General features: G+C 45.6%; 11 protein-coding genes. 8 read left to right on the forward strand and 3 right to left on the reverse strand.

Annotation, left to right across the window (positions count from 1 at the left end; translation table 11 throughout):
• Positions 1-42: 42 nt before the first annotated feature.
• On the forward strand, positions 43-549 hold the full coding sequence (locus ACN6KS_RS00560) for a YwhD family protein (RefSeq protein ID WP_094873258.1): 507 nt from the start codon (positions 43-45) through the stop codon (positions 547-549).
• Between the two features lie 101 nt (positions 550-650).
• Here the strand turns inward: ACN6KS_RS00560 and ACN6KS_RS00565 are convergent, their stop codons facing one another.
• The gene (locus ACN6KS_RS00565) at positions 651-1,124 is read right to left on the reverse strand and encodes an AbrB/MazE/SpoVT family DNA-binding domain-containing protein (protein WP_094873257.1); all 474 of its coding nucleotides are present in this window, start codon (positions 1,122-1,124) and stop codon (positions 651-653) included.
• Positions 1,125-1,326: 202 nt separating this feature from the next.
• Positions 1,327-3,387, reverse strand: coding sequence for a transglycosylase domain-containing protein (locus ACN6KS_RS00570; RefSeq protein ID WP_440961110.1), 2,061 nt, complete (start codon positions 3,385-3,387; stop codon positions 1,327-1,329).
• A 224-nt stretch (positions 3,388-3,611) separates the two neighbouring features.
• On the opposite strand from ACN6KS_RS00570, the gene ACN6KS_RS00575 reads away from it, so the two are divergent.
• From ACN6KS_RS00575 to argS, 3 genes are all read left to right on the forward strand, one after another.
• Positions 3,612-4,796, forward strand: coding sequence for a WD40/YVTN/BNR-like repeat-containing protein (locus ACN6KS_RS00575; protein WP_440961111.1), 1,185 nt, complete (start codon positions 3,612-3,614; stop codon positions 4,794-4,796).
• A 325-nt stretch (positions 4,797-5,121) separates the two neighbouring features.
• Complete coding sequence (locus tag ACN6KS_RS00580) at positions 5,122-5,565, forward strand: DUF1934 domain-containing protein (protein ID WP_094873252.1); 444 nt, start codon at positions 5,122-5,124, stop codon at positions 5,563-5,565.
• Positions 5,562-7,247, forward strand: a complete 1,686-nt coding sequence (gene argS, locus ACN6KS_RS00585) for an arginine--tRNA ligase (protein ID WP_076121339.1) — start codon at positions 5,562-5,564, stop codon at positions 7,245-7,247. The genes ACN6KS_RS00580 and argS overlap by 4 nt, the downstream gene beginning before the upstream one ends.
• A 127-nt stretch (positions 7,248-7,374) precedes the next feature.
• On the opposite strand, the gene ACN6KS_RS00590 is transcribed toward argS, so the two are convergent.
• Positions 7,375-8,544 (reverse strand): S8 family peptidase, encoded by a 1,170-nt coding sequence (locus ACN6KS_RS00590; protein ID WP_341136035.1) that lies wholly within the window; start codon positions 8,542-8,544, stop codon positions 7,375-7,377.
• 458 nt (positions 8,545-9,002) lie between these two features.
• On the opposite strand from ACN6KS_RS00590, the gene rpoE reads away from it, so the two are divergent.
• From rpoE to fba, 4 genes are all read left to right on the forward strand, one after another.
• Positions 9,003-9,551 carry a DNA-directed RNA polymerase subunit delta gene (rpoE, locus tag ACN6KS_RS00595; RefSeq protein ID WP_094873249.1) on the forward strand — a complete coding sequence of 183 codons (549 nt, stop codon included), beginning with the start codon at positions 9,003-9,005 and terminating at the stop codon, positions 9,549-9,551.
• A gap of 326 nt (positions 9,552-9,877) precedes the next feature.
• Complete coding sequence (locus tag ACN6KS_RS00600; protein WP_094877825.1) at positions 9,878-11,485, forward strand: CTP synthase; 1,608 nt, start codon at positions 9,878-9,880, stop codon at positions 11,483-11,485.
• 370 nt (positions 11,486-11,855) lie between these two features.
• Positions 11,856-12,242 carry a response regulator gene (locus ACN6KS_RS00605; RefSeq protein WP_042123230.1) on the forward strand — a complete coding sequence of 129 codons (387 nt, stop codon included), beginning with the start codon at positions 11,856-11,858 and terminating at the stop codon, positions 12,240-12,242.
• Between the two features lie 208 nt (positions 12,243-12,450).
• Complete coding sequence (gene fba, locus ACN6KS_RS00610; protein WP_036679934.1) at positions 12,451-13,305, forward strand: class II fructose-1,6-bisphosphate aldolase; 855 nt, start codon at positions 12,451-12,453, stop codon at positions 13,303-13,305.
• Positions 13,306-13,409: the final 104 nt, after the last annotated feature.

Consider the following 13,409-nt stretch of genomic DNA (forward strand, 5'->3'; position numbering starts at 1 on the left):
TAGCTAAAATTAAATTATTCGTAAGAGGAAGGGTGTGCACTCGTGGACAACATACAACCGGAGGGCAAGAAACAGATTGCCTTAAATATTGTGAATGCCAAAAGTAAACATAAAGGCTTTGGAGCAGGCTCTATAGAGCTCAATAACGTATCACCTGTCATTATTGATGGCGGTGAAGCAGTCATTGATATTGGTGCCATGCATGCCAAGAGTAAGGTTGAAAAGGGAATTAAATTCTCCATGAACCGTGAAGATGTACCTAATGGTAGACAGGTTTGGGTGGTATGGGTAGCCGTGGATCGTACACAGGATAGTCAATTTTATGGTGGAATAACGGCCTGCGAAATGTGGATCGATACGGAAGCGCGTCGCGGTTGGAAAATTCTCGCCGAGCATGTCAATAAGTTGGATGCTGCTCTAAAACGCAAAATCGATGTGGGAGGACTTGGCGCAGTTGAAAAAAACGCCCTAAAATCCCTCTTGATCTCTCATAATGAGACATGGTGGACTGCGTCCTCTGATGAGCTTAAGGCTGCACTGACTGAGTAGGAACGAATTACCCGGTCAAGGTTACCTGATACAGAAAAAAGGCTTCGACATCCTGAAATAGGAGAGTCGAAGCTTTTTTGAATTGAACACAATGAATTAGTTTACGATTTGCCTGCCGTACTAAGTTTGCGTTTGAGTTGACTTACTCTGGCTTGACTGATCCCAAGAATTTCAGCAAGCTCTTTCTGATTGGCATATGGATGTTCTTCTATGGCCCGCTCCAGGCGTTGGCACATATCCTCTGTCTTCGTCTTCCGGATCGTGCTGCTGTGCTCTGACACTTCGCTTGCAAAATCTTGGCGTGTCTCAGGCACTTGAGACATGCGTTCAGGGTCGGCAATTTCTTTTAGACAGCTACTGCAAATAAATTGCTCTTTATAGTAGGTGACATGGTCGTGGCTTCTGCAAAACGTACATTCTGTCGAGGTGTACTTCCTGAGTATGATGGTGTTATCGTTTAGTATAAAAAATTCGATAGGATCACCAATGTCGATATTACGAGTCATACGGATTTCTGCGGGAACCACAATTCTCCCAAGACTGTCTAAACTCCGGATCATGCCTGTATCCTTCATCCCATGTCCCTCATTTACATCTTTATATTTTGGTTGCTACTAACTATTATAGCAGTAATTGTGAGTTAAGAGAATGGGGTGAATATAATTAATGAAGCGGTTACATCCTTTGCGGGAGAAGTGAAAATCGAGTTTGGCCATCCTATGGATTCTACAATAAATAAGTAATAAAAAAGAAAAACCTCTTCAATGAATGAAGAGGTTAATTCAACCACCAGCGTTTAATATTGTTCCACAGGGAACGACTTTCTTCAGCAGGATCTACTTTGCTTTGTACATCATCTTCAGCGGGCCCTTTGCCGTGTTGATCACAGTATTCGGTGGGCTCAGTTCCGCTAATGAAAGTCTCCAGTTCTTTTTCGGGACAGGCTGCTGTAGCGAGCTTACCGGACTGCGGATTGATGTATACACTGATTACGCCATCTGGAATGGGAAAAATCTTAGGCGGGATATTTTCCAACGCTTTTTCAGTAAACTCCGCGAAAATTGGAGCTGCCCGTCGACCGTCGGTAGTTGTGATATCGCGCCCCTTATCATATCCAACCCAAACTGCAGTGGATAGCTCGGGGGTGAAGCCTACCATCCAGCCGTCTGTATCCGTAGTTCCAGTCTTGCCGGCTACCGGACGTTTGATTATAGAAGCTACGCGATTTCCTGTCCCCCCTGTCTCAAATACCCCCTCCATTAAACGGGTCAATACATAGGCGGCAGAAGGCTCTACAATGGCTTCACCCTTTGGCTGTGGTGCTTCATACAGCACCATTCCATTAGAATCCGTTATTTTTAGAATGGCTGTGGTTGGCATTTTTTGACCACTGTTTCCAATAACAGCGAATGCCGCAGCCATTTCTAGCGGACTGATCGGTGAGGTACCGAGTGCCAGTGACGGCACGCTTTGAAGCGGACTGTCAATGCCCATCTTGGCTGCCATCTCGCTCACCTTATCCGCGCCGATCTTCATGATCGTATTCACAGCATAGATATTGTCGGATGCTGCAATGGCTTGTCGCATATTGATTTCACCCAGATACTTATCCCCGAAGTTCCGAGGCTGGTAGGTTTTGCGATTGTTATCATAATGGAACATCGTTGGTTGGCTTTTGAAAACGGAAAGACCAGTCATCTCTTTAGAAGAGAGTGCTGCTAAATACATGATCGGCTTAAAGGATGAGCCAGGCTGACGTGTGGTGGCTAGAGCATGATTGTATTGGTTGGTACGATAATTTTTCCCGCCGACCATAGCTTTAATGTAACCAGTGCGAGGATCAATGGAAACAAGAGCAGTCTCCAGATCACTCTTTTGATCCATCTCTTTGTCGACTGCTTGTTCTGCGGCATGCTGCATGTCAGGGTCAAGGGTAGTGTACACATTTAGCCCCCCTTGTTCCAGCTCATCACTGCTGATGTGAAGAGATTCTGTGGCCAGATTGCGGATATAATCTCTGAAATAAGGTGCAACCACAGTGGTATCCTTCTGGCCTTGTGGTTTTAAGTTCAAGTTCTCCTGAACAGCCTTTCCTGCTTCTTCTTGTGTGATTTCTCCTAAATTGGTCATGACAGTCAAAATAATTTTTTGGCGTTTTTTAGCGTTGTCTAAATGATTGTAAGGTGAATAATTGGTTGGTCCTTTTGGGATTCCAGCTAGCATGGTACTCTCAGCCAAGTCTAAATCCGCTGCAGATTTACCAAAATACATTTGAGAGGCTGCTTCAATGCCATAGGCACCATGACCATAGTAGATGTTATTTAAATACATGTTCAAGATTTCATCTTTGCTGTATTTCATCTCGAGCTGCATCGTATACAAGGCTTCTTTAGCTTTGCGCGTCCATGTCTTTTCGTGGGATAGATAAAGATTTCTCGCGAGCTGCTGAGTTAGCGTGCTAGCCCCTTGCGTTCGGTTTCCCTCTTCCAGATTGACGAGCACGGCCCGAGCCATTCCCTTCATATCAAATCCGGAATGCTCGTAAAACTTACGGTCCTCGACGGCTAATGTGGCTTCAATGAGCAGGGGAGAAATTTGACTTAATTTGACCGGTTCACGGCTACGTCCGTCTGAGGTAAAGGTGGCAAGAATATTGCCCCTGGAGTCGAGTAGCTTGGAGCGCACATCGTCACCAATGGGGGGGAGATCTTTTTGATATAGGTAACCGAGCAGAGCTCCCGTAGTCAGTAGAAACAATATAATCATGGCTACCAGCAGCCGGAATAAACGGCGGAAGCGGCTTTTTCGTTTGGGTGGACTCGTTGATTCACGTGACATGGTACCAGACTCCCTTCTCTTTGTATTATGGGAAAGGAACTGGAAGGATATTCATTGTATAACTAGGTGATCTGTTAAAGGGACTATCGCCGGAGGAGATTTAAATAGGAGATGACAAACTGTTTCCATTTTGTGACTATTCAATGGTGGATCATGCGTGCTTAAGGAGGTATAAAAGAGTAGAGATTGAGAGCAAGGGTATATATACATTAGGAGGTGTCACTATGAACTGGACGAGAAAGATTCACAGAACGACAATAACCGCCCTTTCGGCGACGCTAATAATGGTTTCAGGGTGGGGTGTATCAGCTTCTTCTGTACATGCTGCGGCATCGGTCACGCCTGCGGCCTGCGGCACTGGAGATCATGGGCTACTACAGTCTCTGCAAAACAAGCACTCAGGAGACGTATCCACACCGCTTACCTTTTCTGATGTTCAGTTTTTGAATGGAGATATCGGACGGGCAGCAGGCAATGGATTTATGATTGGCACTTCTAATGGAGGCTGCAATTTTCAAGAAATTTATGAAGGCCAATGGAGCTTTAAACAGATTGATTTTCCCGATAACGTGCATGGTTTTGCCCTTGCTTCTGTAGAAGACGGTCAAGCCCGATATTTAATCAGCACCTCTAATGGCGGCTCAGAATGGAAAAGACTTTCGAATAAACCAGTTAGCTTTGAAAGAATCGATTTTATCGACAGTAGGATTGGTTTCGGGTATAACAGGGCATCAACGTATTACACCAAGGACGGGGGACTTAGCTGGAGTAAGATTTCAACCCCATCCAATACACGCGGTGCTTATTTCAGTGATCGTAATACCGGCTGGGCCGTTGTAACAATGCCGGCAACCGGCTACCGGGTAATGAAGACCACAGATGGTGGGAAAACTTGGAGTCAATCTTTAAAGGTAGCCTTTACCGATCCAGAGTATGGGCAAATCACTGCAAAGGGAGATCAAGTTGATGTGGTTCTTTTTGGCGGCTCAGGAATGAGTCAAACCTCATATTCCCTATATACAAGTACGAATAAGGGGAAAAGCTGGAATAGAGTGATCGCACAGGAAACTGCTGGCGGGGGGCCTGCTCCGGGTAGTGGAAAAGCTGTAGTGAATAAAGGGCCTGCGGCTGGCAGACCGGGAAATATGGAGCTGATAGGGAACAATACAACCTTCTTGGTGGGTTATTCCGACGCAGCAGAGAAAGTAGCGGTAGGACGCACATATAACGGTGGCAAGCAGTGGGCTAATCTTCCGGCGATTGCTGGGTATGAAGGGGTAATCTCGTTCACTAGTAATAAAGAAGGCTGGCTAGCCGTTCGCGAACGCGATTATTCATCGTTATATGTAACTAAAGATGGCGGCGCTTCTTGGCAACTTAGATTTTCGTTGAAAATTTTGTCCTTGTAATCCGTGTTTAGTAAAAGTAGTGAGCATAGCTTTTAGTTTTCTAAACGGTTCCTAAGGGAACCGTTTTTTTGTGATTATGAAGTTGGTTGCACTTGTGTACAGTTTTACTACATGTTCCAAGTGTGCTTTTATCCATTGATATGGTAAAATTTTATGAGCTAAGCTAGAACTAATGGATTCTGAGATTGAAATGCTTCTTTGGACTGGATATAGTGTACAATGGGAAAGCGAATAGGCCTTTGAATGAATATAAAAATGTTTAAGTTTTACGACAGGCGTTTTTCTTATGCAGAATGCAGAGGCTTGCAGAATGGAGGAACGTGTGATGCCCGAACTACAGTCTAACAAATATGATGTCTCTATTACGCTCGTGAGCCTTCAAGATGGTCAGCGGAATGTTATGAAAGCGAATGGAGAGGTAGTATCCAAAGGACCGCATCTATATATTCAATATGAAGAGTTAGAGCAAGGCCCTCGAGGAGAGGAAATTTCTGTTCGTACAACCATAAAGATTGCAGGCAATCAGCTAAAACTAATCCGCCACGGTGGGATACAGTCGGAACAGAGCTTTCAATCCGGACGGCGTTTGCCGGGATTCTATCGTTCGCCATATACACAGTTTAATCTTTCAACAGAAACGAACAAGCTGGACGTGGTGCGCGAAGGGCGCTCCCTAAAGGTTTCATGGGAATATGATTTGTACGTATACGAGGAATTGTCAGGAAAGTTTGCTATTAGTTTGCATATACAGGAGGAACCGAAATTATGACACAGAGAAAGAATCCGTTGGAGCTAGTGAATGAACGGGTAAAAGAAGCCATTGCCGATGCAATTGTGAATGCAGGAATTGTTGCACCGGAAGAGGTTCCGGATATCGTACTGGAAGTACCAAGAGATAAGGCACACGGTGATTTGGCTACGAACGCTGCTATGCAGCTGACCAAAATCGCAAAACGTAACCCGCGCCAGATTGCCGAGGCAATTATAGAACATTTGGATACTAGCAGCGCTTCTATTGAAAAAGCTGAGATTGCCGGACCAGGCTTTATTAACTTTACGTTGTCCAAGAATTATTTGTACCCAATTATCAGCCTTGTTGCCGAGCAGGGCGATGATTATGGCCGTATTAACATCGGTCAAGGTCAGAAGGTTGAAATGGAATTCGTCAGCGCCAATCCAACGGGCAGCCTTCATTTAGGACATGCACGTGGTGCTGCTGTCGGCGATGCGCTTTGCAACGTACTCGATTATGCAGGCTATCAGGTGACACGGGAATATTATATTAATGATGCCGGTAACCAAGTGGTCAACCTGTGCAAATCCATTGAAACTCGTTACCTGCAGGAGCTGGGTCAAGAAGCAGAAATGCCTGAAGACGGTTACCATGGCGAGGACATTAAGGGATTTGCTAAAGAGCTTGTGGCTGAAAAGGGTGATACACTACTCGAAATGAGCCCAAGTGACCGCGCAGCTTTTTTCCGGACTTATGGACTGAATAAAGAGCTCGATAAAATTAAACGTGATCTGGGACTATTCCGCGTAAACTTCGATATCTGGTTCAGTGAGACTTCGCTGTACGAGAACGGAGAAGTGTTGCGCTCACTGGACGAGCTTCGTGATCGTGGAGAAGTTTATGAGCAGGATGGGGCAACCTGGCTGCAAACGACTAAGTATGGCGATGATAAAGACCGCGTTCTGATTAAGAACGATGGCACATACACCTACCTTACACCGGACATTGCTTATCACAGCGATAAGTATGGCCGCGGTTACGATAAAATGATTAACATTTGGGGTGCGGATCATCATGGCTATATTCCGCGGATGAAAGCGGCGATGTCAGCACTTGGCAATGATCCTGAGAAGCTAGTGGTTCTGATTGCTCAGATGGTCAGCCTGTTCCAGAATGGTGAAAAGGTTAAAATGTCGAAACGTACCGGCAAAGCGGTCACGATGGAAGATTTGATGGAGGAAGTAGGAATCGATGCGATTCGTTATTTCTTCACCATGCGTAGCATGGATTCCCATCTCGATTTCGATATGGACTTGGCGATCTCTACTTCTAATGAGAACCCTGTATTCTACGTTCAATATGCGCATGCGCGTATCTGCAGCATCTTCCGTCAGGCAGAGGAGCAAGGGATCTCCATTCCTGATTACGCTGAGATTGACTTCTCCAAGCTGACAGCAGTGCATGAATATGATCTGCTGCGCAAAATTGGTGAGCTACCAGCAGAAATTGCTGTTGCCGCTGAAGGTTATGCTCCACATCGCCTCATCCGTTATGTATATGAGCTGGCTGCGATGTTCCACAGTTATTACAAAGCTGAACGTGTAATCACTGAGGATGCCGCTCAAACCGTGGCACGTCTTGCGCTGCTTGGTGCTGCGCGTACCACGATTGCTAATGTCCTGCGTCTTGTCGGTGTTTCTGCACCGGACCGCATGTAATTCAACATCAAACGACAAAAAATCCGCCTTCCGGTTCCCCGGGGGGCGGATTTTACTTTGTGCCGTTCTTCGCACCGGCACAAGCTGCGCTCACGTCAGAGTGACCCACCCGGTGCCCGGGCAGGTTCTATACGTTCGCGGAGACCGACCGCTTGGCCCTCACTCCTGCTTTCAGCAGGCGTAGGGCATCGGCAGCGCCGCCGCCAAGAGATGCGCGTCGCTGCCCCTTGCGCAGCCGCACCGGGGACGCGGTGCGGCGCAAGAGCAGCTTCAGCTCCCTTGGGGAGAGCCCCGGTCGCACCGCGAGCAGCAGTGCAGCGGCTCCCGTGACATGCGAGGTCGCCATGGAGGTGCCGCTCATCTCTTTATAGCCCTCCTTCAGCCAGCAGGAGGACACACCTTCGCCGGGGCCGTATACATCGATATAAGAACCGCGGTTGCTGAAGCTGGCAACACGATGTCTTTTATCGATGGCGCCCACGGCAATCGTCTCAGGATAACGTGCCGGATAGTCCCCGCCACGTTTGCCGTCATTCCCGGAGGAGGCAATGATAGCGATTCCGGCTCGGTACGCTTTAATCACCACATTGTGAAGCGCTTTGCTTCGAGTTTTCATTCCGAAACTCATATTGATGATATCAATTTTGTTCTGTACGCACCAATCGATACCCAGTACAATGTCCGACACATAGGCGGATCCGCTATGATCAAAGGCCTTTACTGGATATAGCAGCGCTCGCGGAGCCACTCCCATCATACCTCGTGTTCCTCCTGCCGCAGCTAGGGTGCCGGCGATGTGAGTCCCGTGTCCATTATCATCCAGCGGTAACATTCCGCGGTGTAGTAGATTTACCCCAGCGGCTAAGGAATGCTTCAGATCAGGATGGCGGTAATCAGCGCCTGTGTCGATTACGCCGATTTTGACGTGGACTCCGGTTGACTTGGACCATGCCTGAGGAGCATGAATGGCTTTCACCCCCCAAGGGAGTGTTGCGGTTCCGCTCTTTTCGTTAGCTATAGAATGGATTTGTATTTGTAGATCCTCTTCGACATTTAGGAGATCTGCAAAGCGGTTCATTAGTTTTCTGGCTCCGGCAGCAGGCACAAAAAAGGCCCGAATCAACGGAGATACCTGCACTTGCCGCAGCTCAGGCTGCTTCGCTTTCAGCGCCTTCCATTGTGTAAATGCTCCGGCATACTGGCGGGGATCATTGAAGGTAAGAATACGCCGCTCACCATTGTTGGGGGCAACCGATATTTCTTCAAGAAGCATGTTCCAAAAATTGTAATAGTCCATAGGTTTCGCTGTCCCCTCCTCGGTGCCCTGCTGCCATATTGTATGAGTGGAAGAGGGGGTCCGAATGGGAACTTGCCCTTTTTTAACGAAATGGGCTGCCCATCGTGTCAAAAGACGGCGCTTTACATAAAATAGACAGAAGAGATTAACACTCTCTTTGTAACATCACGTAAGGAGCCGATCCTTGGCGTGGATACAGTCATGAGCGGAGGGTTTCCTCCGCCTTTTTTTAATTAAAAGGAATTATAAGTTTCACACGGGTACATATGTTTTGGGTTTAATCTTCTTCAAGATGGAGACAGGTTTCTGCTAAGGATAACAGCCTGAGGGCTCTTTCTGTTCGCTGTTACCGCTTTTGACTTGCAATTTGTTGTCAAATAGGTTTTACTTAGTTTTGTTAATGGATATTATTGAAATAAACCGTAATGTGAACAATGCGTGAGAGGAAGTGTCCTTTAGTGAGTACGCCACTCAATTTAAAGCTAGACCCTGAGAAAGTTAAAGAAATGCCGATGGTGGATTTGGCCTTTCTAGTGCTTAAGGCAGCCAATACACCGTATTATTACCGTGATCTGATGGTCGAGGTAGCCAAGTTGCGCGGTATGACCGATCAACAAAGCCAAGATACTATTGCCCAGTTATATACCGAGATTAACATTGATGGGCGTTTTGCCTGTGTCGGAACCAACCTTTGGGGATTGAAACGCTGGTATCCTCTAGAGCGCTCTGATGATCCGGTTGGTAACACCAAACGCGTGCGTATCATCAACGATGAAGACGATGATTTGGAAGATGACGACTTTGCTGAAGAAGAAGAAAACTACGCTGCTGAAGAAGAGGATTTCGACGCTATCGATGAAGATCGCGACGACCTCTATTCCGACGACGACAGCGAAGAAGAAGTCGACGAAGATGTCGTGATCGATGAAGATGACATAGACGAAGATGACTCAGATGAAGACGATGCAGAAGATGACTCAGATGAAGATGCCGAAGCTGACAAGTAAGATAAATAATTTCAAAGCGTCTTGCTGATGGTATAATTCCTCCCTTGACAGTGGGGGAACGTCAGAGTAAACTATTGCATGGGCTTATCATGTAAGTTAATAAACGCGTTTTTTAAAATAAAAAGTGCCCCGGTTCTACGGGTGTCACTTTTTTGTTTTTTTAGATGCAAAGTAGCTGTAGTTTTATGTAATTTGCGGGACGACGCTTTATGTTTTCCCCGGTGAATCAAACTTTTGATTTCCCCTGTTTTGATGATAGTAAAACGGGTTACGATAAACACCATGCGCCGCTTTTATGTCTGGACTTTATTTAGGAGGGTTTTACAGTGACAAAGTATATTTTTGTAACGGGTGGCGTTGTGTCTTCCCTGGGCAAGGGCATTACCGCCGCTTCGCTGGGCAGGCTGCTCAAAAACAGAGGTCTAAAGGTAACGATTCAGAAATTTGATCCGTATCTTAACGTAGATCCTGGAACGATGAGTCCTTATCAGCACGGTGAAGTATTCGTAACCGATGACGGTGCGGAGACTGACCTTGACCTTGGACACTATGAACGGTTTATTGATATTAATCTGTCAAAGAACAACAATGTGACGACAGGTAAGATCTATTCATCCGTAATTAGCAAGGAACGTCGTGGAGAGTACTTGGGCGGAACTGTACAAGTTATCCCACATATTACGAATGAGATCAAAGAACGCGTGTTCCGCGCAGGCCGCGAGACCAACTCGGATGTTGTAATCACAGAGATTGGTGGAACCGTAGGTGATATTGAGAGTCTTCCGTTCCTGGAAGCTATTCGCCAAATCAAGAGTGATATTGGTCGGGAAAATGTAATGTATATCCATGTAACCTTGATTCCTTATATCAAGGCTGCTGGAGAAGTGAAGACAAAACCGACACAACACAGTGTTAAAGAGCTGCGCAGCATCGGTATTCAACCGAATGTCATCGTATGCCGTACGGAATATGAGCTTTCCGAAGACATGAAAGCGAAGATCGCACTCTTTTGCGATATTGATGCTAATGCTGTTGTGGAATGCCGTGATGCTTCAACGTTGTATGAAGTTCCATTGAATCTTCGTGATGAAGGATTGGACGAGATTGTTGTTAATCATTTGAAGCTTACAACTCCTGCGCCAGATATGCGTGAATGGGAAAGTATGCTTGAGCGGATTCAGAAGCTAGAGAAAACAGTGGAAATTGCGATTGTAGGGAAGTATGTAGCTCTGCATGATGCTTATTTGAGTGTTGTGGAATCTTTATCACACGCAGGTTTTGCCTCCAATGCAGAAGTTAAAGTACGCTGGGTAAATGCAGAGGAAATCACAGATGAGAACGTGGACGAAATGCTGCGCGGTGTTGGTGGTATTCTAGTTCCAGGTGGTTTCGGTGATCGGGGAATTGAAGGTAAAATCTCTGCAATTCGTTATGCCCGTGAGAAATTGATACCTTTCTTCGGAATTTGCTTAGGTATGCAAGTTTCCGTAATCGAATATGGCCGTTCTATTCTAGGTTTACAAGGTGCGAATAGCTCCGAAATCGATCCAAACACACCATATCCACTGATCGATCTGCTTCCTGAGCAGAAGGATATTGAAGATATGGGCGGTACTATGCGTCTTGGCTTGTATCCTTGTAAGATTGCTGAGGGTTCCCTGGCAATGTCTTGCTACGATGATGAACTGGTTTATGAGCGTCACCGTCATCGTTATGAGTTCAATAATACGTACCGTGATGAGATTGAAAAAGCAGGTCTGGTCATTTCCGGAACCTCCCCAGATGGCCGTTTAGTTGAGATCGTAGAGCTTCCGGGACATCCTTGGTTCTTGTCGGTTCAATTTCATCCGGAATTCACTTCACGTCCGAACCGTCCACAACCGTTGTTCCGTGATTTCGTCAAAGCTTCTTTGACTCATTCCGAACAGCAGTAATTTTATGAATATAATCGGAACCTACGGGTTCTATATCAAACTTGAAGAGCCTCCTATTGGAGGCTCTTTTTTTGTAACTATTCGAAAGTATAAGTTGTTCACCTGTCCTTCATGTCCCAAATTTCTCGCTTAAACGCTTAACAACCTTATAAGGACGCCGAAGGTGTTTATACCTGTTTGTCCATTTTGAAGAGCTCCGTAAATGACATCACTGTAATTCAGACTCTTTATTTACCCATTTTATCCAATTAGCAGGATTTGAGCAGTGAAGCACGAATAATAGGTTTCGTATGGGTTAGTTTCTGAAGGGGCCGTTAGCTGTGGAGAGCGCGGTATAGTCAATCTGGCTTAATCTCTGGGAGGGTATTATATGGAAAAAAAGAAAGTGTTAATTGTCGATGATCAGAACGGGATTCGGATTCTTCTTATGGAAGTGTTCAATAGCGAAGGATATACGACATTTCAAGCAGCTAACGGAAAATTAGCCTTAGACATTGTTCGCAGTGAGTCTCCTGACTTGGTTTTGCTCGATATGAAAATACCAGGAATGGATGGACTTGAGATTTTGAAGCATCTGAAGGAACTAAATCCGTCCATTAAGGTCATAATGATGACCGCTTATGGGGAGCTGGATATGATTAAGGAAGCAACCAAGCTAGGCGCATTGATGCATTTCACAAAGCCATTTGACATCGATGAAATGCGGGTAGCGGTCAATATGCATCTTCATAATAAGTCTGTAGATCAATGCAGTTAAAATGATATTTTCTGTATCGATTCTATTTGGGTATGGTGATTATAAACAGGTTGAGTGTAATTGCTATACGGGCTGGATAAAAATCGTCCCACCGGGACATTTTTTTGTTTATCCTATTTAGTATTTGACTCAGGTTGTGTTATAATAAGCCTGTATGTGATGTCGGTTTAAAAACATAGCCAACCAACATTCTTAGGAGGATGAAACCATGCCATTAGTATCTATGACAGACATGTTGAACAAAGCACTTGAAGGAAAATACGCAGTAGGTCAGTACAACATTAACAACTTGGAGTGGACACAAGCTATTCTTGGTGCCGCTGAACAAGAGAAATCACCAGTAATCCTTGGTGTATCCGAAGGCGCAGCACGTCACATGGGCGGCTTCACTACTGTTGTTAAGATGGTAGAAGGTCTAATTATCGATATGAATATCACAGTTCCTGTAGCGATCCACCTTGACCATGGATCTAGCTTTGATAAATGTAAAGCAGCAATTGATGCTGGATTTACATCCGTAATGATCGACGGTTCCCACCACCCAATCGATGAGAACATTGATATGACTAAAAAAGTCGTTGAATATGCTCACGCTAAAGGTGTTTCTGTAGAAGCAGAAGTAGGTACTGTTGGTGGACAAGAAGACGACGTTATCGGCGGCATCATGTATGCTAAGCTTGATGAGTGCGTACGTATTGTTAAAGAAACAGGTATCGACACTTTGGCTCCTGCACTAGGTTCCGTTCATGGACCTTACCATGGCGAGCCTAACCTCGGGTTTAAAGAAATGGAAGAAATCCGCGACGCTACTAACATCCCAATGGTTCTTCATGGTGGTACAGGTATTCCTGAACATGACATCAAGAAAGCTATCTCCTTGGGTACTTCCAAAATCAACGTAAACACTGAGAACCAAATCGTGTTCGCAAAAGTTGTTCGCGAAGTTCTAGCTGCTAAACCTGATGCTTACGATCCACGTACATTTATCGCACCAGGTCGCGATGCGATCAAAGAAACCGTTATTGGTAAAATCCGCGAATTTGGATCCAACAACAAAGCCTAATCATTGTTAGCTTCCGCCACTGGTGGACAAGCAATTTGTAAAGGGCAGGGTGTAGCTCTGCCCAGTTGAATAGTTTGATGAGGAAAGCACACCGCTTAGCCGGT

This window comes from Paenibacillus nitricinens (assembly GCF_052056485.1).
In the GTDB taxonomy this organism is placed as follows: Bacteria; Bacillota; Bacilli; order Paenibacillales; family Paenibacillaceae; genus Paenibacillus_AQ; species Paenibacillus_AQ nitricinens.